The sequence below is a fragment of the Paenibacillus sp. 2TAB23 genome (genome assembly GCF_052115165.1).
Classification (GTDB): Bacteria; Bacillota; Bacilli; order Paenibacillales; family Paenibacillaceae; genus Pristimantibacillus.
In genome coordinates this window covers 81366-104389 of record NZ_JBFRGD010000014.1, presented here as the reverse complement: position 1 = coordinate 104389, position 23024 = coordinate 81366, and the positions used below count along the sequence as shown (strand labels likewise).

The window sequence follows — 23024 nt, the reverse complement described above, 5'->3', positions numbered from 1 at the left end:
TCCAACATACGAATTCCCGACGATTTAATTTCTTGATACTTACTTCACGTGGCAATATCCGTCCAAGGTGGATTGAAACATCGCTAGCATGGATAGATAGAAAGCGCTTCCATATTAACTATTGCAAACTTCCGATAGCTCTTATACAATTCCGACTCTACCAGTTTCTGCCCACGAGCCGGAAAAAGGACCCTCCCTAAGGACGATCCTTTAGCAATGTTCTTGACGCCTTTTCATACGTTTGAATGAGTAAATTCAGCCTTACAGATCCCCTGTACGGAACCTATACGCCCCCGAATGGATAGACGTTACGGCATAATGCTTTCCTTGTTCGCTTACCGGCTTGTAATCGACTTTCTGTCCGCTCTCAAATAGATCATCCCCGAATGAGAGAAGCGGAATCTTGACTAGTGCCGTTGTATTTGGAGGGATGCTTACGCTGAGTCTGGATCCAGCTTCGTCGTAAGAAAAATGAACGTCAATCAGCCCTCTTGCCGATAGATAACTGCCTTTGATATCTTGGACGGAATCCAGATGCAGAGGAGAAATGTTTATTTCTTTGTAAGCATCTGTAATAGAAGAGATGCCTAGAAGCTCTCTGTATAACCATTCCAAAATATGACCCATCATATCATGATTACGGGATCTTGCATTGTCCGTCCAAAACTCCGGCAAGGCCGTCTCGCCTTTCTCCACGAAGCGGATATAACTTGGGTGCTCAGGCTGCATCATCATATCGAAGATGATATCATTGCGCTTCATACCTGCGAGAGCATGGAATAAATAACGAAGTCCGATCTCTCCCGATTTAAATTGCCTCCCTGCTGCGGCATTCAGTAGCGACGCTTCTACATCGGAACGATAGTTTTCGTCCACCAGTTCAAAAGATAACGGGATTGCCTGAATCACTTGGTTGAGCGGATCAAACTCTCCATTCCGTCTGCAGTAAGCATAACGGCCTTCATCCGGTATCCAGCGCAAAAGCTTGGCGTTATACACCACTTTTACCCGTTCCGCTTCTGACGCATAATGCGCGGCATCGTGATCCAGACCGAGCATAGTCGCAAACTGCGACAATCGTTTGTAGCACTCATAATAAAACGCCGTCTCGACATTTTCGATATAATCCCCGCCGCTTTGAGGCACGATTCCCCAATCACCAAGCCCGTGGTTAATGAGTCCGCCTTCTACTTCTTTGCTCTTCAGATATCGCATGTATGCCTTCATGGCAGGATACGCTTCTACCATTGCCGTTCGATTGCCATACCATTTCAACAATAATTCGGGTACGAGAATAATAGCGCTGCCCCATGCGATAGAATCACGAAATCCTTCACTAAATTTGGAGTATTCCGGCGCAATATCGGGAATTAAGCCCTCTTCCGACTGAGCTTCGATCATGTCTCGTGTTATTTTTAGCCACAGGGCTTCAACATCTTTGACAAACATAATGGAAGGCCCCATCAGACTTGCCGTTTCAATCCAGCCCAGTTTCTCGATAGTAGGACAATCCGAATGCACGCTTTGCAGATTGCTCTCGATCGCCTTAATAATAATCTGAGCCAGCTTGTTAATACGAGGATCATCGGTTTCGAAATGCCCCGCATCCATTGAAGCCGACGTCACAAAATGCCCTTTTACATCATGAATGAATGGTTTTGATGTATTCGACTCATCACGCGTACATCCCTCGATTTGCACCCATCTCGCGCCATAACAGGAAAAGTCGGGTTTCCATACTTCCACTTCTCCGCTTCCGGCAAGAGTATATTCCGAATATGTGACAATATCCCACGGTGCAGCTACTGTAGCGTCTTCATTCCGAAGCTCGCCAGGCTTGATTGTGACCTTGCTCCCCGCAGGACCGCTGACATAAATCTCGAACATGCCCGACATATTTTGACCTAGATCAAAAACATAAACTTGATCCTTTGGCTCCTCAATCTTGATCGTATCGTAGGTGGTCTTCACGGTAATCGGGGGCTGGTTTTGACTTACTAGCTTTCCTTTAGGTGGCGTGAGTATCTTGGGAATTTCCCACGATGAATCGTCATAGGAAAGATCATACCATCCTGTCGGATAAAGCCTTGCGTCGAAGTTCTCGGAACCATAAACATTAGCGAGTGTAGTCGCGCTTTCTCTGACTCTCCAATTCTCGCACTCCGTTCGTACATGTTGCACGGAACCGTCCTCATATTCGATATGCCATTCGCCTATTGCAAGCAACTCGGATCCATAAGACTCATAACCTTTATCGAGGGTATAGAAATGCCGGTCTCCGGCATCTCCCATATAAAAGCCGTTGCCAACCGATAAACCTATTACATTGTTGCCATCACGCATCTGGTTCGTTACATCAAAACATACGTATTGTACGGATTTATTGTAGTTCGTCCAGCCCGGATCCATCTCACCCGGTCCGACTTTCTCCCCGTTCATATAGATTTTAAAATGACCAAGGCCAGACACAAGCGCATAAGCACGCTTAACCTTTCCTTCGGCCGCAAATCTCATGCGGGCATAGAAGGGCTTGGCCCCTCCATCTCCAATCCATTTTGCCTTCCAAGCTTCTTCATATAAATATCCTGTAAACAAGGACTTCGGATCGCTCCAGCTCATCTCTCCGTTCTGATTCCAGACGGCGACCCTCCAGTAATAAGTCGTTACACTTTTCAAAGGCTGCCCTTGGTAGCCGATGCCGAATTGCTCGGAAGAATACACTTTCCCGCTGTCCCAAAGTAAATCTTCGCAACGTTCGAGAGAAACTTCCCGTTCAGCGAAGATGATTCGGTAATGGGATTGGCATTGATCCCGCTCCTCGCTATCCAGTTGCCATCCGAATAAAGGAACACCTGTATCTATACCAAAGGGGGAGTAATAATTATTGATCCTTAATCGCACCGGTTTCAACGCTTCTCCACCTTTTTAAAAAGCTTTATCGGTTCAATTAGTCCGTAGGGAACTCCCTTGTATTCGGGCGTATACCCATCTTCGGTGGGATGGAAGGACCACCAATCCAACCAATTTGGCGTGTCATCCAGATCGTGAAGCGGACCAAACAAATTCCGAGGACTTCCAATTACTTCGATAACAACTTGACTCAGCTTCCCATCCATCAAGAAAGGTTCCAAATCCACCGATGATTCGCATCTCCAAGGAATCGTCTTACACGCTTCTCCGTTCACCTTGACGTCGAGCAGAACAGCTTCATACTTTCCGAGCTCCAGCTTGTATCCATTTCCAATTACAGCATCGTTATCGATTTCAAAACAATAGTTCATACTGCCGCAATAATAAGGATATCCTTGCTCGCGCCAGTCGCCGTACGAGAGCATGCTAGGCTCGCGAGTGATTCTACGATTGTGATCCACCGCGAAATCACCGATGATATAACCATTTTCGAGCTCCATATCATGGCAATAAGCAATATGAACATCAAGGGTATTAATGCCCTCTCGCAAATCCAACAATTTAATCTTTTTCATGCAAATATCCATATAGTAGCCGTCTGGCAAGGCTTCAATACGCCTATCGTTTAGTTCGAATACGAAACGATCGGCATCTTCGAATACCAGGTAGGTATCTGTCGCAGGGATATCCGTTACCTCGAAAGTAAACCGGAGTTCAACCGCCGATTGATCGCAAGGATGCTCCTCATGAATCCACATATACCTTTGCAGATTGCCATTATGGAAGACTTGACGCATGCCGAGGCGTTCACGGATGATCCGCTGAGCTCTCCATACCTCCATCACCTCCGACCACTCTCCGTCGTCCATACGGAATTGACATTGATCCAGAATAAAGGCGTTAGGTGCGGTTCGTTGGAATGCAACAGGTGCGAGCTCCGCAACGAATTGCTCACCCGTGGTTAATTTCTCAACAAGACCTTCGACCGCATCTGTTTCATTATTGGTATGAACGACGGAGTCGCTCGCCAAGACGTATAACCTGGACTCGGCAGGGCCAAATGTCTCGCGGAATTTGACTGAATCGCCTGCTGAATCAGTGAACCGTCTAGTAACCTTTCCCGTCCAAGCATCCCATTCTTCCAAGCATTGTCCGCCCGAGATTTCAATTTCTACTTGATGAGTATGATGACGGTCATTATTCACAATGAAAACAACCGATCCATCATTGACTTGTCGATGCATGTGCAGGAAGTGTTCGGATTCCTTGCCCGACATATCCGTAATGGCAACTCCTCGGGACACCGTATTCATCACATACGACTCAAGTTCAGCTGCATTCTGCAAACGAATAAGATTTTTATGATTCAAAAATGCGTCCAGCCGATGACAATTGAATGTTGTTCCATCTAGTAAATAAGGGATTTCCCCGAACGAAACAACCTTCCCTCCGCTGCTCATATAGGCAAGCAGCAATTCAAGTGTGGAAGACATGAGATTGTGAAGAGACGGCAACACAACTAAATGATATTGCGCCTCACCGACATGCATAGTTCCTCCCACAGCTGCGGCGAAGTCCTTCATGATTAGCTCATCGCCTAAATCGAAATCAATGTGCAATTCGACCAATCGGTTTACGAATGCATTAAACGAACGATCATATTCGGCAAGTATAGATTCATTTCCAGCACTATTTTTCCACGAGGCCGCATTCACGCTTTGCCCTAACCTTGACCATACAGATGTAGCTGGATGAATAACAAGTACGTTTCGAGTTAGCTTCCCTTCACTTAGTACGGCGCTAAGTCTGGCGTAATAATCTTCCATGCTTTTATTATGATTCCACCAATTCGTGTGATAGTTAAAAGAAGGAGGATAATCGCGTTTACGACAGCCTCTGAGCGAGTACCAAGATAAATGGTGCGTCAACAAATTAACACCTAAGGCAAATTGCCAATCTCCTATCCACCTGCGGTTCTCGAAAGTTAAGTCCCAGCCGGTTACGCCATAAGTTTCGGTAATGACCTGCTTCTTGCCCAGCTGGTTCGCAACGCTAGATACTTGCTTCAGAGTCAGATGCTCGTCCGTTTTTTCACATAATGTATCGATCCCGGGTATATCTAGATACCGATAATGGGACATAACCGATCCGCTGTGCACTGCCTGACCGACGATACTCCCTTCGGAATGAAAATGTCCGGTAAATTGAAGACCGTGCTCCCTGCACCAATCTCCAATTTGTTTAGTAAACGACTCGCTAAATGTTTCCGTAACGGTTAACCAATAATCGTAACGAATCTGCGAAGAACCCGCTCCCCGGAAAAACAGGAACGGGAGGAGCTCCCATATCGAATAACCCCTTCTCCTTTCGAACTCCTCGGCTAATACCTCGCTCCATGCAATCCAAGTTAGATCTGGTTCTTCCAAACGCTCGGAAAAACCTTTAACCGTAGGTTCATCCGTAAATATCCCTGGAATTGTTTTTCCAAATTCTTCTCCTACTGCTTTTCTATATGGTTCATAATTCGTTTCGATAAATAATCTAACCGTTTCTGGATTCATTAGATCCGTATAAGTGTCACCGTGAGACCAATCATTTTTTTTAGCAACCCTTACACGGAATAAGAGATACACTTCATCGCTTTGCATAAGTTCTTCCCTGGCTTGTTTAACGGTTACTCGACTAATATGAGTGAGATCATCTCCATTGATGTTGGCACGGTAAGCAACTAGGATCGATAGATCTTCAGGGTCAAAACTTCGGCTTATCGTCAGAGTCAGCGCCTTTGCGCGAACAGCATCCCCGCCTAATTTCGCAACCATTCCTCCGGCCATGCCGGAGGAATATCGGTCCTCATCATATAACCAGGCTGTCATTTCCGATTCCTTTGCTTTGGCGACGCTATCCTTGATTCGGTCCATAAATAGTTCGCTCATGTAAGGGGTCTCTAACCCTTCGCGCACGTGCATCATAAATCCGCCCATGCCTTGTTCTTTGAAACCATCAATCTGACGATTCAATTCCTCTTGCTTTAACTCATCATTCCAAGCCCAGAAAGGAACTCCTCTATATTGATTATCAGGTTGCTCAAATGATTGCTTTAATTTCTCTCGATTCATTACGCACCTCACCCTTTTACGCTTCCGAGTACAATTCCTTTAACAAAATACTTTTGCAGAAATGGATAGATACACAATACCGGCAGCATGGAGACAAACAGCTGAGCAGCCATGACGGTTCGATTCGAAATATTGGCGATAAGCGATAAATCGTTTGCGTTCATATTCGTTAAATCTCTAGAAACAATAACGGTTCGCAAATAGGTTTGTAGAGGATAATTGCTAGGCGAGTTCATATATATCATGCCGTCAAACCAAGAATTCCAATGAAAGATGATTGTAAACAAAGCTATAGTCGCCAATGACGGCATAGAGATTGGTAAATAAATACTCCATAACGTTCTCCAAGCTCCGGCTCCGTCCATCTGCGCCGATTCATCAAGCTCATGCGGCTGCGTACGGAAGAAATTCAGCATCAGTACAACATTGAATACATTAACCGCCGAGGGTAGGACAAGCGCCCAAATGGAGTCCATAAGCCCCGTTTCTTTGACCACCATAAAGGTCGGTATTAAGCCGCCGTTAAAGATCATCGTCACAACAAAAAACCACGAGTATGCCGTTCTTGATCTGAACTTCAATTGGGATTTGGAAAGCGGGTAAGCAGCTAGAACCGTAAGTGTCAAGCTTATTGAAACGCCGAGAAAAAGCCTTTGAAACGATACGCCTACCGTGTTCATGAATACATTGTTGCTGAAAATGTACTTGTAAGAATCCAGGTTAAATCCGATCGGCCACACCGTAACCCAACCAGCGGTTACGGCGGCATTGCTGCTGAGCGACATCGCGGCCATATGTGCAATCGGAAACAAACAGGTTAATGAAAATAGGGCAAGGAAAATATAGTTGGCGTATATAAACAATTTACGAGAAATCGTACGTCTTTCAATCATTCTGAATACCTCCTTATGTGACAATGATTAAAAAATCCGATAATTCGCGAGCCTGTAGGCTAGCAGGTAGGAGGTGCAGATAAAGACAAAAGAAACAAACGACTTGAAAAGTCCAACAGCCGTTGCTACGCCATACTGCATCTGTTCCATTCCAATCCGGTAAACGTAAGTGTCCAGAATATCAGCACTAGAATAGACTTGAGGACTATATAAATTGAATACCTGATCAAATCCCGCATTCAAAATATTTCCAAGACTCAACACGCTCAGCAACACGATAATCGGTCTCATGCCGGGCAACGTAATATGCCACATTTGTTTCATATGTCCCGCACCGTCTAATGAGGCCGCTTCGTACAATGATTTATCGATGCTTAGAATGGCGGCCAAATACACGATCGTATCAAAGCCAAGTTCTTTCCAAATGTGTGAAGCCACTAATATAAAACGAAACCACGGGCCCTCGCCAAGAAAATAAATCGGTTCAAATCCCAGAAACGTAAGAAAATTGTTTACAATGCCTCCCGATGGTGACAAAATATCAATCAGAATACCGGATAAGATAATCCATGAAAGAAAGTAAGGCATATAAACGACGGTTTGAACGGTACGCTTGAATAGCACACTTTTGACTTCATTAAGCAAAATCGCCAAGCCAAGCGGAAATACGATACCCACTATCATTTTCAATAAAGAGATTAATAAAGTGTTCCCTATAACCTGCATCGTATTAGGCATACCAAATACATACTTGAAATTATCAAGTCCAATCCACTCCGACCCAAACCAGCCATTAGATGGGATAAAATCCTGAAAAGAGATTACGATGCCAACGATCGGACCGTAGCTATATATGAGAACCAAGATGACCGCCGGCAGCAGCATCAAATGATAAGCGCCTGTAGACAACCGACGTTTGCGGGTTCCTTTCAACTCCATCGACATGCACACTCCATCCCTATGTTTATATAGAAGAAGGAGGAATGACCGAGGTCCTCCTCCTCCACCGTTACTTATCGATAATTACTTCGCTGCATCCCAATCATTAACTTCCTTCGTTACCTCTTCAAGACCCAACTGGTTCAATTGGCTAACGAATTTCTCAAAGTTATTAACCGAATCCGATCCCATAATCACTTTTGTGTAATACTCTATGACCGCTTGTTCAATCGTTTTGAGACGATTTTTCATGACGTCAGTCGAAGCCCCATAGAACTCGTCCATTTTGAATAAATTGTTGGTTACATACTCATTCATGGATTTGAAAGAACCGGTTTCGCCGAATACCTTCTCGAATTGGGCATTGGCGTTGTCTCCGGCTTTATATTTTTGGATATTGTCATAATATCCCTTTTCCTCTGCATTAAGCTTGGAAGTATCTCCTGTTTTGAACGCTTCTTTAAGCTTTAGATGCGCTTGGAGATTTTTTTGCGCTTTCCATGCTTTCGCCACCGTCCAGTGATGACCTGGAGCCGGAGCAGGACCTAGAAATTTGTCATACTCCTCTTGAGAAGTATCCCCGTAATTCAGCTCTGTCCAGAAATTAATCAGCTTCATAATGGCTTCTGGGTGCTCGTACCCGCTGCGCATCACATAGTAGTTCTCCACATTCAGCTTGATTTGAGGATTGGCTGGCTGATCGTCTTTGGAAACAATCGGATTTGCCAGCCAATTGGAATCCGGGAAGTTATCCTTTGTTTGCTGAAGTGGAAACATCCCGTTCCACATTGCGCCGATATTGAAACCAACTCGTCCTGCAGCAGCCAATTCGGCTGCTTTGTTTGAATCCTTAGCTGCAAAATCTTTCTCAATTAATCCTTCTGTATAAAGTTTATTTAGATAGGTTAGAGCGTCTTTCACCTCAGGTAATGCACTGCCGTAAACAAGCTTGCCATCTTCTCCGCGGACCCAAGTTTTCGGATATGCATCAAATGCATTGAATAAACCAATTGCTTCTGCCAAGCCCGGCGATAGAAAATCTTTGTTCATCATCAGACCAACGGTATCGTTTTTACCATTGCCGTCAGGATCCTTTTCTACAACTGCTTTGATAGCTGTATAAAGTTCATCTGTCGTTTTTGGAGCTGGAAGTCCAAGCTTATCCAGCCAGTCTTGCCTAGCCCACAGGAAGGAGGCGCCGTCGATTGCCGAATTCGTTCCCGGAATCGCAATGAGCTTTCCTCCGAAGGTAGCGGACTCCAGAGCCGAATTACCTTCCTCCGTAATGATTCCCTTCGTTAATGATGTCGCGTAGTTTTCATACACTTCTGATAAATCGGTATACAGTTTCGTTCTGGACAATGTAGCGAGTTGTTCCGTGCTAACGCCGATAAGATCAGGAATATCACCAGACGCAATGGCAACGCTCATTTTTTGTTTACTTGCGTCAGTACCCTTCGTGTACCAAAGAGGCTTGATTATAATGCCCAGTTCATCCCGATAGGCTTTAATCCATACGCTATTTTCCCATTTTTCTTCTGTAAAATCGTCAGCCATTGGATCTCCGATCGCCACCCCAACGGTTAATTCGATTGGCGGATCAAACTTAGCCATAGGATCAATAGGAGTATTCGTCTCCGTACTGACGCTATTATTGCCCCCATTATTTGTTGTCTGGTTTGCATTGTTCGTGCTGCATCCCGCCAGCAGAGCGATACTCAGCGTAACTGCGGATACCATTGTAAACACTTTCTGTTTTCTGTAGTTCATGCTTGCTCCCCCATTCAGTCCTGATTGCTTACAAGATAATCATACTTTTCTGCGCAATAGAAAACGATTTCAAATTTCCGATTATCCTTGTATTATTCCGACTTCCATGAATGGTTGTCGTGAATATGCAATTCCAACTCGAGTTTTAGGTTGTTCGGAACTCCTGTGGGGTTTGTCCCGTTTCCTTCTTAAAAAAACGGCTAAAATAACCCGCCGATGTAAATCCTAGCGTCTTAGCAATGTCTTGAACTAGCATACGCGGATCGGAAAGCATTTCCTTAGCTTTTTGAACCTTTAACGCCGCGATGTATTCGGTTATTGTTAGGCCTTTCGATTGTTTGAACATTCTTGATAGATAATCTGGATTCAAGTAAACTTGTTCAGCAAGTTTTGTTACCGAAAGGTCCCCATCTAAATGATCAACGATATATTGAATGATTGTACCTAATACATCCACGCGCATCTTCGAGGACTGTTCTGCGTGATAATGATGAAATAAATTAACGATATGTTGAAGTAAATCAAGCCCTTCCTTGCGAGAATGAAATGAAGAAGGCTGTAAAAGCTTGATAAGATGCGGAGCAGCAGTAGAATCACGGTCTAAACCTATTTTGTTTGCTGATGACAAAATCCGAAGCGCTACCGCGTAATACAACTCCAGGTACCTCATCTCATCTATGGCTTCCCATTCTGTAAATGAGGCAAGTTCAGTGAGAATCATCTGAACCTCATCCTTGCGTCCTGATTCAATATAAGTATCTAGCGCATTCGCACGTTTATGGAATACTTCTATGAAGCCACGCACATCGTCTTCGTATTGCTTCACTTTCGACTGCACATTCTTTTCCGTTACAATAATTTGTTTGGCATCAAAATAGCGTGACAAAAAGGCCTTAAGCACGATAAACTGTTTAGCCACATCCTTCCATTCGATTGCTCTTTCGGTAAGAGCGAACGAGAACGTATGTCCTGTGGATTTTTCCACTGTCTGTTGAATCGTTTCGAGTGAGCCGTGCAAGAAAGTCATTAGCCCCTCTAGTGTCTGAAAAGAGTTTTCGCGATCTTGAATGAAAATAACGTAATACTCCCGACTGTAGCTAACATCCGTAAACTTTAGATAGGGCGATAATAAACGAACGTTAACGGAATGCAATGCCGTGAATAGGAGATCCTTTTCTGGTAGACGCATCTTCGAGCTGGCTAAATCCATTCTGGCTATTGCCATAGAAATTGGGCTATCCATAGAGAGTCTAATACCTAGCCCTTCCAGCGTTGGCTGATTAAACTCTGACTGCGACAACATGCCATCTAACAAGTCAGATAGATAAATGGCTCGATGGTGTGCGACTTGTTCCCTTTGTATTTCGCGTGCTTGCTTAATTAGCATTCCCATCTTCTGTTGTTCGTCAAGCAGGGCTATCGATTTGCGAACGACCTCAAGGATTGCCTCGTCACCCTCGGACTTCAAGACATAATTTTCTGCACCTTGCTTTATTGCATGGTGAATGTAATTAAATTCATCAAAGCCGGTTAAAAATATTAATTTGCACTCCGGCCAACTTTGCTTAACCCGATCACCGAGTTCTAATCCTGACATCTTAGGCATTTTAATATCAGTCAACAGGATGTCGAAACGTTTTTCGGACATGGTTTTTAAGGCTTCTAATGCAGTCGAAGCCTTATATAGTTCAAGTCTGTGTCCTTCCATTTCCAAGAATAATTCATACAAGCCGTCCAGAATCAACTTCTCATCATCCACGATTAGCATTCGATACATCCGCAGTCACCGCTTTCGGATTAATGATTAACTCTATTTTGACGCCGCCTAATTCGCTCCTGCCAACCTTGATCCCACTCTCCGGACCATATTTATAACGGAGCCTTTTGTGGACATTCAGAATGCCTGTAATTTCTTGCGTAATCTGTTTATTCTGCTCGTCCATTACTAGAGCAGAAAGCCTTTCTAATCCTTCTTCGCTATTCTCCCCGTTATCTTCGACGACAATAACAAACCTTTCATGTTCCGGTACATCCACAAACGTCACTCTGAGAATACCTCCTTCCAGAACGTTCTCTAATCCATGAACAAATGCATTCTCCACTAATGGCTGAATAATTAGTCGAGGCACCGAATATGGCTTAAGACTTGCCGGTAATTCTTCAAATTCAACGGAAACACGGTCTGAGAATCTTGCTAACTGAAGCATGACGTAGTTACGTGCATGAGCGACTTCATTTTCGAGCGGTACCATATCTCTCGAATTACGAGTAATGAACTGAAAATATTTAGCCAACTGATTGGTAAAATTCACAGCTTCATCATCTTTTTCCATCTTAATGAGACGAATGATGCTGAATAGGCAATTATAAAGAAAATGTGGATTGATCTGCGACTGTAATTGTTTCAGCTCTGCATTCTGCAAATGAATTCGCTGGTTGTAAACTTCATCTATCGAGATTTTCAAATTAATCAGCATTTCATTGAAACGTTCATATATATAACCGAATTCGTCTTCTTTATCATGCCGGATATTCAGCTCTAAATTACCTTCCTCGATTCGTTTAAATGCTCTTACAAGCTTGACCATAGGTTTATTAATGATTTTGTTGATATAATACAGATATAAGGCGACCATTAGGATGGTCATGCAGAAAAACAACCAGAACCATTTGTAATACTCCGAAATCGTTTTAAACATAGTTGGTTTATATAAGTAATGGTCTACGTATAAGCTGCTATCCATAAGGCTGGAATGTGTGAAAATATAGGTTTGATCAAGTTTGGCCGGAGGCTGTCTACCCGTTGCTTGTTTAGATGGCAACGACCGTCCGTAATGATTTCTAATTGGCTCTTCCAACTTCTCATCATTGATTATGTACATATTTTCAGCATTCGTACCCAATCCCAAAATCAGTGCTCCTGAATAGTCCTTTTTTAACGCAGCTTGAAAACCGCGCTGAATCTCGCTCGGCCGCAATTCCATTTCAATTATTATGTTTGGGATGGTGTCAAACTCGCTTTCCAATGGATAAGCCACGATGAGCAGTTTATTATTATAACTGATAACATTATAAGGATCATGAAGCTTCTCAACAGGCACGTCCTCATCTTTCAAATGTCCATACCCATCGACCGCCGAAATTTCCACGTTAATTCCGGGAAGGTACAGACGAGTGTCAACGATTAATTCACTGCTATTGCGCATGGAGACAAGCTTGGATCGCAAGAAGTGAATAAGTTCTATTCGACGATATGACTCAAGAATGTCGTATGTATTAACTAACTTATTCAGATAGTTATCATTTAGCATATCGTACTGAAGCGAGTTAAAACGGCTAATCGTATCATTTAGCTCCCTTAAATAATTCTCGGACTGAGTTTTAGCTGAGTCCATAATATCCTGGCGAAGTAAATTTGATGCCCAGCTGTATAAGATGCCGGCAAGGATATATATGGGTATCGTTGCAATAATAAAGGCAATGATTAGCCGCTTGTAAACCGAAGATTGCCAAACTTTTTGTGAAAGTTTCATCTCCGTCTCCTTTCCATCCTACAATGTAATATTTCATTATACCCATCACTTAAGATGTGTAACAATGAGACAATTCCGACTTCACTTTCATATTTCCGATATCCGTCTAGCCCACTTACTATTAAAGATTCGCGCAAAAAAACTACTAAGAGAACTCAGTAGTCTCGCTGTTGGAAATCCCGCATTTTTTATATTCCACAAGCATACCTAAACGGCTGGGCATCGAATTAAACAAAATCTCTAAGCTCAACTTTAGCCGTGTTGCGGATGCTGACATCGAATTGGTCTTGATTGAAATCGTACATACGCGTTCCCAGCTTATAAATGCACCACACGACATTTTTCAGCACTGTTCATAATCAAAAAAATGGAAAACAGAAATTTGTCCCTGTAGCTTTAAAGCGCAAGATACCCCGCAGACTATATTCACTTTTACATTAACGAACGGTTAAAAGCAAAACCAAACGGCCTCAGTCCGATGAAATACAGAACTAAGGCCGCTTAATTGATTTTTATTTATTGTTTTGTCTACTTGACGAAGTGAAGTTCACTACAAGGGTTGCTCCCTCATCATTTATAGCTATCCTTGCTCTTTCAGAAATACTTCATATTGCTCCTGCCATTCTTGCTTTATTTCAGTCCAGTGCCCACGTTTCTCAAGGGCATCGCGGAAATCCAGGTTGCTTCGAACTGCTCGTCGCTTCTGGACATGATGAATTTCGTTCTATACTCTTTTCGAATGTTTTCGAGGGACATCAGTCAATTGCAAGTTCTCAAGAACATTTAATGGAGTCTTACCCAAGCTTAATTGCTTTAAGTCTAAACGATCCACTTTCATAGTCTTTCTGATGATAAGCAAGGTGTAGTCCTAATTGCATGAGCCTGTCTCCTCCATAGCTTGACTTTTCACCATCGTCACCTGACCAAACTTCGTATTCAAGTTCCGGGTTAAGCCCATCAAGCCGCAAGGTTCTTCGCCTTGCATTCGGCACGGCCATCACTTGGAAATAGTACACAACGGCTTCCTCTTTGTCTTCGGATACAAACATCCAAGCTGATTCGTTCCCTTCAAATGGACTCTTCAAGCGATACATATCGCCTTTTTGAACTAAACCACGAATTTGCTTGTAGGTGATGACTTGATTTTTGACGATCTCTTTTTCTTCATTGCTGAATTTGGTTAGATCAAGCTCATATCCAAAGTTTCCAGACATAGCGACGTTCCCTCGAAAATCAAGTGGCGTAATCCGTCCAACTTGGTGGTTAGGTACGGCTGATACATGAGCTCCAATTGCGCTTACAGGGTAAACAAGGCTGGTACCGTATTGTATCTTTAACCTTTCTACAGCATCCGTATTATCACTTGTCCATGTTTGAGGCATGTAGTAGAGCATTCCAGGATCGAAGCGGCCTCCTCCACTTGAGCAACTCTCAAACAAAATATTCGGATATGCCGTGGTGATGCGTTCCAACAGCTCGTACAATCCTAAAACATAACGATGGGAAGTCTCCGATTGACGTTCAGAGGGCAGTGAAGCGGAACCCATTTCAGTTAAAGCACGGTTCATGTCCCATTTCACATAAGAAACCGGCACGCTGGAGAAGATCGCTGAAAGGGAGTCGTAAATATAATCTCGAACTTCCTTTCGAGTATAATCCAGCACGAGTTGCCACCTTGCTTCGCTGCGCCTGCGTCCAGGAACATGAAGACACCAGTCCGGATGCTCACGGTAAAGATCGCTGTCCGGCGATATCATCTCGGGTTCAAACCAAAGTCCGAATTGAAGCCCAAGTCGATTAATGCGTTCCGCCACATCCGCAAGTCCGTCCGGCAGCTTCCGGCGATCCTCGAACCAATCACCAAGAGATGAATTATCCGAATCCCTCTTGCCGAACCAGCCGTCATCCAAGACGAACAGTTCAATTCCTAGCTTCTCCCCTTCTTCCGCTATTGCTAACAACTTTTCAGCATTAAAATTAAAATAAGTAGCCTCCCAGTTATTGACTAGAATCGGCCGCTCTTTATCCCGATATTCCCCTCGACATAGCCTTGTCCGGTACAAGCGATGATAAGTACGCGACATATCGCCCAACCCTTGCTTAGAGTAAACCATAACGACTTCCGGTGTTTGGAAACTATCACTTGGATTCAATAGCCATGTGAAATCAAAGGAATTCACTCCCATGCTAATTCGCGTAGAGCCGAATGAATCCACTTCAGCTACCGCTTCAAATCCACCGCTGTATACTAAGCTGAAGCCGTAAGCCTCACCATGGTTTTCTGTTGTTTCCGGAGTTACCAACGCGTAAAAGGGGTTTAACTGATGGCTGCTCATGCCTCTCTTGCTATCGATTCGAGTTTCACCTTGATGTAACGCTCTACGGGTTATATTACCCTCTCGAGCCCAGGCTCCGGTGAGATAGATGATTTCTAAATCCTCTTTATCCGGGAAGTCTACACTTGCACTTAAAGCACGGAGAAGCCTAAGCTTCTTTTCCCCTTCATTACTGAACCGCGCAGAACGGATAATGACATTCCGATCAACAAAAACAGTATAGATAAGGACAACTTTTAGACCCGAATAGGCATCCTTCAGCTCCAACTCCAAAGTCTCTGCTTCGGTTTCATTTTCTACGTAAACGGCTGGAAGTCCAGCTAATGAAGGCTTCCCCTTAATGAGCTTATAACCTTCGTACTTTAACTCCGTAATTCGGGTTCCATCCTCAAGCTCTACTTGATATGCCGGGTTACGAAAATCCCCGCTCCCGTATTGAGGGTATTCTTGGAATAAGCGATCCAATCCAGCCTTCTCGGGAGTATGAATTAATAAATCCGCCATGGGTTCCCTATGCATCAGGTTGCCCCCCCAATATACATGGACAGGATATCCATCCTTAATTTGAATAAGATAACTCATGCCGACCGACTGCAGGTGAAAAAGCCCCGTATTCTCTTGAACAATGATGCCCATTAAACTTCTCCTCTCAACACTACCCTCTTAGAGCAAATGTTTTAATATATTTTCAAAATAAAATATGGTTTTAAGCTTGGCACTAATTAATTGATGCTTTGTCAACTATACAGGAATAATATATCAATACTTAATATTACGTACATAGCTTGATGCTCACTAGTTATGTTATAATGCTTGGAATTTAATATGAAGGGGATCTACCATGATTGAGTATTTGTCACGAAGCAAACAGCACACTGAATTGTATTTAACACAATTTGGCATTGAAGAATGTATTCCAAGTCATTTTTTTGGGCCAGCCATAAGAAGTCATTTTCTTCTTCATTATATTTTGGACGGAGAAGGAATCTTTGAAGTCGACGGAAACAAATACCGGCTTCAGAAGGGTCAGGGTTTTCTTATTAGCCCAGCTGTCATTACTTATTATCAAGCCGATTCCAGAAGCCCTTGGTCTTATTGCTGGTTTGGTTTTGACGGAACATTGGCAGAATTGCTCCTCAAGCAAGCAGGATTAACGAGGGAATGCCCCATTCTCAACTGTGGTAAAGACGATATGATTCACAAATATTTGAAGTTAATGGCAGAGCCCAATGAAAATCATAAAACGAAAGAAACCAGACTGACCGGTTTGCTTTACCTATTATTATCCCTGCTTGCAGAATCTGGTCCAGTAACGCCTATAGAGCAAAAGGAAAGTCGTGCGGAAATTTACGTTGAAAAGGTAAAGGAAATCATCGAAACTAACTTTGCTCAGAAAATTACCATTGGAGACATTGCCAGCATAATCGGACTCAATCGCAGCTATCTATGTTCGTTATTCAAACAACAAATGAATACTAGTATTCAGGAATACTTAATTCGTATTAGGATCCAAAAAGCATGTGAAATGATGGGGAACGTTGAGTTGACGATAGGTGATATCTCCCGCTCCGTCGGCTACAATGACCCTTTGCTCTTCTCCAAAATGTTTAAAAAGATTAAAGGAGCTTCCCCTAAGCATTATCGTGCTGAAACTGAATGATCATTCGTCCGTTTACCGTAATCACGTCGGTCCCATCCAGCAGACGAAGGCTCGCACTAAGTTCTTCTACTAAGCTTCGCCGCTGCTCCTATTGGGGTACACCGGCTTGCTCACTGCCCACTGTCAAGATGAGCGTTCGGCACTGCAGTCGCTTCATTATCAGACCTTAGTCCATCTTCTCTGTAAATCAGAACCTGCCAAACTCGAAATCCGAACCCGGCAGGGCCTTACCGAGCCCTGCCGCCATACGTTAATCCCGCAACGGATAGTTGTGAAGATTTGGCAGTTCGTCCTTCGTTATGGAGAAGGGGTGATGGTAAAATTTAATGAGTTGGTCTAGCTCCGTATACTTTTCTGCATATACTTTGCGACCATCCACCGTATTGTAGACAAAAGTGCCGTACCACGTGCAATTCCATGCCCAAAGGGCTTGATCCCGCAGCATGAGATCCGGGTCAGGAATAGTTCCGTTTTCGGATAAAGCAATTATTTTGTTCATCGCCGTATAAGAGAGAGCCGTCTGAAAACGGTCAAGCTGCGACTCGTAATTTCGATCAGGCGGATATATATCTTCACCAATAATGTCGACGTATTCATCCCCCGGATACCAATCCGCATGCTGGCCGTTCCACACCCAAATTAAATGGTTCAGCTTATGCATATTCGTCATTCGCTCATACATTAGCTTCCACAGCCGAACGCATGGGTCAGCCCCTTTCGCCCCCCACCAAAACCAACCTCCCGATGCCTCGTGCAGCGGTCTCCACAGTACCGGCACTCCTGCATCCTGAAGCCTATGCAGCTGGATGGAAATAGCGTCAATATCCCTAATAAGCAGCTTATAATCCTCGGAATCTTCATCAGCCATCGCCTTATGAACGTCAAACGTCGTTGCTTTCGTATAAAAGCCGCTTCCCCAAGTTCTGTCCGGCGGCAAATCAATTAAATCCTTCGGCGCATTCCAATGCCAGCAAAAGGTGACGATGCCTCCGCTTTGCCACCAATCGATAGCGATATCTGTATCGGAGCATTCTGCCCCGCGCTCTGTGCGCGAGGGGGAATAATTCATGAAATCAAAGCCGTATACGGCTGGATATTTACCCGTAACTTCATGCAGGATTTCAAGCTCTGGTGTGGACACTACCCCAATTTGCTGGCCGGTCAGTATGCGGGTACCATAAATGTCGCACAAATACGTCATCAGCCTTTGAGTATTTTCATCAGCATTCGGATTTACAAGGTTAGGCTGTACATTAAAACGCGATCGTCCTTCCGTATTCAACATTTCTGGTTTCTCACCTTTCTCTTAGTCTTCTGTTTATGTTTTTCATTCTATGCAAAGCAAGAAATGCGCTAACCGATAATGCCGCTGCGCTCGACACTCTCAACAAAATAACGCTGAACGACCAAATACAGAATGATAAGCGGAATGATAGCGAGCAAAATGCCCGTGTCAATAATCATCGCCACATGGTTCGGATCGGCCTTCACGTTGGCGCCGCTTATGGCACCCATCAATCCTGGAATCAATGCATTCGCTTGGGCGGATAATGTCGATATTTTAATCGGCATAAGAGCAGATTCACTCATAAATAAGGAAGTGAAAAAGGTATCGTTATATTGCCAAACGAAGCAAAACAATACGACCGTAATCATCGGCGGCACTGCGTTTGGCAGCATGATTTTTAAAAATGTTTTCACGCCGCCAGCACCGTCGATCAATGCAGCTTCCTCGATTTCCTTTGGCATCCCTTTAAAAAACTGGCGGAAAATATAAATGAACAATCCCGCTTTCAGTCCGATCGCAGTCGCCGAAGTAATGATCGAAGGCCAATACGTATTCAGCAAATTAACGCCTTGCTTGCCAGTAAATAAATGAAGCACGCCAAGAATGTCAAAGCTTCTAAAATGAAGATACATCGGTACCATTAGCGTGCTAGTCGGAACAAGAATCGTCAGGATGACCAAAGCGAACAACAAGTTGCTGCCCGGGAAGGAGAACCGGGCGAAGCCGTACCCTGCCAATGCGCAGGAAGCGGTTGTTAACAATGTGGTCACGATGACGAATACCAAAGTATTCCCAAGAAGCGGAAAGTAGTTCAGAATTTCCATGGCCATCTTAATGTTGTCGAGTGTAAAGTTGACGGGTACCATGTAAATCGTTGGATTGTATATATCGATTTTGTCTTTGAAAGCTACAGAAAACTTCATGAGCAGTGGGTAAATAATGATGAACGATATACCGATAACAAGTGCATAACGAAAAAAGGCGTACAAGGTATCGATCGTTTTATTTTTTATTTTCAGCAGCCGATATTTATTGTCCTCGGTGCGAGCAGCTTGTGAAGCCTCCATATGCAGCCTCCTCCTTTGCTTTTAACTCAGTTGTAATGCACTCTTCTCGATAGCAGTACGCCGATTATGACCAAAATGACACTTATGATTATCGTATATATCCAAGACATTGCAGCACTGAGTCCGAAATTTTGCGTCGTGAACGCTGTGGAGAAAATCATATCGGTCACTGCGCTTCCCGTAAATGAATCAATAATCGTATAGATGACATTTGTCAGGATTAGCGGGCTAACTAACGGGAATGTAATTTTCCAAAATGATTCGTATGCCGTTGCCCCTTCCATCTTGGCTACCTCATACATCGCTCCTGGAACAGATTGCAGAGCAGCTAGGAAAATAAGAATCTGAACGCCCGAGCTAGTAATAATGTCATATATTCTTGTAATGGCTTGAACGATATAATCAACGAAAGAAAGCGGCAACCCGATATCGCTTAGGATCATGACCATGGACATAATATTGTACGTAGAAGAGGTCTCGCCCATTTCATTGACGACGGTTGAATCGCCTACCAAATTGATTAATCCCGCCGTCTCGGCTGCCGATATCGCATTGGAAGCGAGTATGACCGGCAGAAAAAATATGGCTCGCGCGAGTACTCTTCCCCGGAACTTCTGATTTAGAAGCGTAGCTGAGAAAAGGCTGAAAAATAAAATCATCGGCACGTTTAGCACCATTTCCGAAACCGACTGCGTCAATATCCGATTAAAGGTAGCATCAACGAACAAGGCTTCTTTAAAGTTGGCCCACCCCACCGGCTCCAGCATAAAACCGCTTGGATTTACCGTTAATTTGCTGAAGCTAAATCGGATGGATTGGATCAGCGGCGTCGCGAACATGAATACGAACCCAAGCAACCATGGGAATATAAATGCCAAACCTAGAAGTGAGCGCTTATGCCGTAAAGCTAGCTTATATCCGTTCATGAACGTTCACTCCCTACCCAATAGTTTTGAGCTTCGACCGTATTGCCATTAACAATGACTTTTTTGTCGGTGTAATTTATGATAATCGATTGCCCATTGCTGTATTGCACCTCAACCACGCCTTCTTGATGGCGAATATGGTTTACCATTTGTACGGCTTCTACTCCGGAGAGGACGTCATTCACTTCCTTGTACATCGACACCGCTTGCTCGTACCAATCTTTGTAATAGGTAGAGAACATCCTATCAAAATGAGTGAATTTCAATTTCGAAGACGATTCATAACTCCATGCAAAATGCGGTGCCGATCCAAGCTCGATAGACCGTAGCAGCTGACGCTGCAAATCCTGTTCGTCATCCAGATTAACCGCGCCTCCCGAATAGTCCAAATAACCGTGAATGACCATTTGGTAAAAAGGAACTTCCTCATCCGTTATGACGAACCCGCTCGATCCCGTCGGCACATTAATCAAATGATCTGCAAATGGCCAAGTATAAGCATTACCTCCAGAAAGCATCACCTGATCAATACTCTCTTCGATGTTTTCAAGCTGTTCCTCCACGATTTTTTTGGCCGTTTCGCGTTGAATCACTCTGCTTGAGCGATAATCAGAGCTTAGCAAGCTGCCAAGGTCGCGAAGCGCTAATCCTTGCATCCCAAACGATTCATACTTATTCATAAAAGTATCCACGTAATAAGGAAGCTTTGCCGGCGATAACAAATAGTAAGAGCCCCGCATCATGTCCATTCGGCTCAGCGCCCTATTGTATGGATGTAGCTCCGCTTCTTCGCGAGTAACGAATCTTGAAGCATCGGAGGAAGGCGTAAACCCGCCGTCATCATGATAAATTTGTTGGAAAGCGACATCCGGGAACAACATCCCGCCTAACTGTACCAGCTGCTTCGATAAATCTATGAAATCCGATTTGCTCCCAAGCTCGCGGTCTACTTTCAGCTTATCAGGCGTTTGATGATTGACGCCGTTGCCGAACCAGCCTGTATACCGCATCATCAGCCGATCGATTCCGTCCGCTTTCAATTGCTCAGCCATTTGAGAGGCTTGCTCAAAGGAGGTCATCGAAATGACGGAACTGTAAGGAACGCCAAGAAACGATTTTTTTTTGTCGACGGCTCCTAGAATATCCAGATAAAATGGAATTTTTTGATCTTCCTTTATTGGCTGGAGCTTTTCCTCCTCAACGAGCCTGTCGCGGTAAAGCTCTGCCATTCCCGAATAGCTCGCCTTGACGCCAGAGAGAAAACTATAGCGGATTTGAATATCGCCCTTATAAATTTCTTCATTCAGAAGTTGAATCTCTTGGATGGTAGAACCCGTATAAAGTTCCAGCTCGTCTTCACCGCGCAGCGTATAGCTGCTATGAATATAATTGTAGGAATTTTTTTTGCCGCTAATATCTGCCGATATGCTGGCGACCGCATCGCCTTCCTCAATAACGGCAAACCATGCAGCGCTGCCTGCCTTCATTCCGAATACAGGCATTCGGGCGCTCTCGCTCACTTGGCCGCGCCTGAAGCTGTTATCGTTCGGATCAGAGCCATACACCTTCTGCACGTATTGCTCTTCCTTCACTTTACCGTTGTTTAAATGAATCAGGCTGCCCGTTCCGTCCGGCACGAACATGTAGCCTTCATTCTCTTTATCCGCCGCTCCAAAAAAGTTAAGCAGTTCTATGCTGCGAATTTGATATTCGCCGCTTTCTTTGACTTGATTGACCGGAACGGATGCAACCAGTGAACCGCCGTCAATACGGTATTCTAAAGGAATAACGAAATTCGGCTTGGACGATCCGCCTGCGCTTGCCCCTCCATTTTCCTGATTGTCAAAAGCAAGATCTTCCTCAGTATAGCCCGCCTTCGCAAAAGCAGCCGTCATTTTGTTCAGCACGAGCTGCTTGGACACCTGCGCGTCCAGACGTTCTAAAATATCCGGATTATCCTCTTTCGGATAATAGCGAAGCCCGACATATTTGGCCGTTGTTTTATCGAGTTTGGAGAGTACCTTCTCTTCCATTCTGGCTTTGCTTATATATTTCGGCAAAGCATCTACGCCGATTGAAGTATCGCCAATCGTATACGTAATACGAATCCCGTTCTCGATGCTTTCGGCCGTAAACTGCTTATTCCTGATGCTTTGTGAGAAGTTGGTGAAGGTATCCAATGTGCCGACCGCGTCACGGAATAAAACAGTTACTTGTGATGATAATATCTCTTTCTCAAAGCCTGAAGCGATAGTGTCCTTACTCCGATTAGGCGGATTGCTATACCAAACCTGGCCTTGCAGCTTATCCCTTACGGCTACCTCCGTCGTTTCGGCGTTATAATACAACGATAATTCAGAGTTGTCAGCCACAAGCTTCATTCCCGGTAATCCTTGTGATGAATCTGGCAATGCCTTTATCGCGCTTCCTGCCTCTAATTCGGTTGTCATTTTCATATAAGCGGCTGCTTCAACGGCTTTAACTCCACGACTCGCAAACCATATTGCGGAGATGACGGCAATGCAAATGGCTGCGGTACAGGCCAGCACCGCAACCAGCATTTTACGATTTTTCACGGATGCG

General features: G+C 44.1%; 14 protein-coding genes. 2 read left to right on the top strand and 12 right to left on the bottom strand.

Annotated features, from left to right (window positions below):
* Window positions 1–261: 261 nt before the first annotated feature.
* The 7 genes from AB4Z29_RS19990 to AB4Z29_RS19960 all read right to left on the bottom strand — a co-directional run bounded on the left by AB4Z29_RS19990 (window position 262) and on the right by AB4Z29_RS19960 (window position 13164).
* Window positions 262–2901 carry a family 78 glycoside hydrolase catalytic domain gene (locus AB4Z29_RS19990; protein ID WP_441944829.1) on the bottom strand — a complete coding sequence of 880 codons (2640 nt, stop codon included), beginning with the start codon at window positions 2899–2901 and terminating at the stop codon, window positions 262–264.
* A 5-nt stretch (window positions 2902–2906) separates the two neighbouring features.
* Window positions 2907–6029 (bottom strand): glycosyl hydrolase, encoded by a 3123-nt coding sequence (locus tag AB4Z29_RS19985; RefSeq protein WP_441944755.1) that lies wholly within the window; start codon window positions 6027–6029, stop codon window positions 2907–2909.
* Window positions 6030–6037: 8 nt separating this feature from the next.
* Window positions 6038–6922 carry a carbohydrate ABC transporter permease gene (locus AB4Z29_RS19980; protein ID WP_441944754.1) on the bottom strand — a complete coding sequence of 295 codons (885 nt, stop codon included), beginning with the start codon at window positions 6920–6922 and terminating at the stop codon, window positions 6038–6040.
* Window positions 6923–6949: 27 nt separating this feature from the next.
* The gene (locus AB4Z29_RS19975; protein WP_441944753.1) at window positions 6950–7867 is read right to left on the bottom strand and encodes an ABC transporter permease; all 918 of its coding nucleotides are present in this window, start codon (window positions 7865–7867) and stop codon (window positions 6950–6952) included.
* A 78-nt stretch (window positions 7868–7945) separates the two neighbouring features.
* Complete coding sequence (locus AB4Z29_RS19970; protein ID WP_441944752.1) at window positions 7946–9631, bottom strand: hypothetical protein; 1686 nt, start codon at window positions 9629–9631, stop codon at window positions 7946–7948.
* 145 nt (window positions 9632–9776) lie between these two features.
* Window positions 9777–11399 (bottom strand): response regulator transcription factor, encoded by a 1623-nt coding sequence (locus AB4Z29_RS19965; protein WP_441944751.1) that lies wholly within the window; start codon window positions 11397–11399, stop codon window positions 9777–9779.
* The gene (locus tag AB4Z29_RS19960) at window positions 11383–13164 is read right to left on the bottom strand and encodes a sensor histidine kinase (RefSeq protein WP_441944750.1); all 1782 of its coding nucleotides are present in this window, start codon (window positions 13162–13164) and stop codon (window positions 11383–11385) included. The genes AB4Z29_RS19965 and AB4Z29_RS19960 overlap by 17 nt, the downstream gene beginning before the upstream one ends.
* A 424-nt stretch (window positions 13165–13588) precedes the next feature.
* On the opposite strand from AB4Z29_RS19960, the gene AB4Z29_RS19955 reads away from it, so the two are divergent.
* On the top strand, window positions 13589–13669 hold the full coding sequence (locus tag AB4Z29_RS19955) for a hypothetical protein (RefSeq protein ID WP_441944828.1): 81 nt from the start codon (window positions 13589–13591) through the stop codon (window positions 13667–13669).
* Window positions 13670–13958: 289 nt separating this feature from the next.
* On the opposite strand, the gene AB4Z29_RS19950 is transcribed toward AB4Z29_RS19955, so the two are convergent.
* Window positions 13959–16136: an alpha-galactosidase gene (locus AB4Z29_RS19950; RefSeq protein ID WP_441944749.1), complete on the bottom strand. Its 2178-nt coding sequence runs from the start codon at window positions 16134–16136 to the stop codon at window positions 13959–13961.
* A 205-nt stretch (window positions 16137–16341) separates the two neighbouring features.
* Between AB4Z29_RS19950 and AB4Z29_RS19945 the strand changes: the two genes are divergently transcribed.
* Window positions 16342–17160 carry an AraC family transcriptional regulator gene (locus tag AB4Z29_RS19945; protein ID WP_441944748.1) on the top strand — a complete coding sequence of 273 codons (819 nt, stop codon included), beginning with the start codon at window positions 16342–16344 and terminating at the stop codon, window positions 17158–17160.
* Window positions 17161–17410: 250 nt separating this feature from the next.
* Here AB4Z29_RS19945 and AB4Z29_RS19940 read toward each other — a convergent pair whose 3' ends face one another.
* The 4 genes from AB4Z29_RS19940 to AB4Z29_RS19925 all read right to left on the bottom strand — a co-directional run bounded on the left by AB4Z29_RS19940 (window position 17411) and on the right by AB4Z29_RS19925 (window position 23017).
* Window positions 17411–18445, bottom strand: a complete 1035-nt coding sequence (locus tag AB4Z29_RS19940; RefSeq protein ID WP_441944747.1) for a glycosyl hydrolase — start codon at window positions 18443–18445, stop codon at window positions 17411–17413.
* Window positions 18446–18513: 68 nt separating this feature from the next.
* A complete protein-coding gene (locus AB4Z29_RS19935) occupies window positions 18514–19515 on the bottom strand; it encodes a carbohydrate ABC transporter permease (RefSeq protein WP_441944746.1) in 1002 nt (333 codons plus the stop codon).
* A 26-nt stretch (window positions 19516–19541) separates the two neighbouring features.
* Window positions 19542–20441 (bottom strand): carbohydrate ABC transporter permease, encoded by a 900-nt coding sequence (locus AB4Z29_RS19930; RefSeq protein WP_441944745.1) that lies wholly within the window; start codon window positions 20439–20441, stop codon window positions 19542–19544.
* Window positions 20438–23017, bottom strand: coding sequence for a DUF5696 domain-containing protein (locus AB4Z29_RS19925; RefSeq protein WP_441944744.1), 2580 nt, complete (start codon window positions 23015–23017; stop codon window positions 20438–20440). Before AB4Z29_RS19925 ends, AB4Z29_RS19930 begins: the two co-directional genes overlap by 4 nt.
* Window positions 23018–23024: the final 7 nt, after the last annotated feature.